Origin of the sequence: Sporosarcina koreensis (assembly GCF_001531445.1) — a bacterium.
GTDB lineage: Bacteria > Bacillota > Bacilli > Bacillales_A > Planococcaceae > Sporosarcina > Sporosarcina koreensis_C.
Window position 1 is genome coordinate 1 of the sequence record NZ_LQYA01000184.1, and the last position, 243, is coordinate 243.

The following is a 243-nucleotide window of genomic DNA, read 5'->3' on the forward strand; positions in this document are numbered from 1 at the left end:
TGGTGGAATGATAGCTCATTTTATCCATTGGTCTTATCTTCTGCTCATTCCAATGATGACAATTATCACTGTTCCGTTCCTTATTAAATTGTTGAAAAAAGAAGTAAGGATAAAAGGTCATTTTGATATTGTAGGAATTATACTAATGTCAGTGGGAATTGTATTTTTTATGCTGTTTACAACATCTTATAACATTTCTTTTCTGATCATCAGTATTCTGTCATTCCTGATATTTGTAAAACA

1 pseudogene is annotated in these 243 nt (G+C 30.0%); it reads left to right on the forward strand.

Annotated features, from left to right (window positions below):
- Positions 1 to 243: pseudogene (locus tag AWV70_RS16820) on the forward strand (tetracycline efflux MFS transporter Tet(L)); the annotation flags it as partial.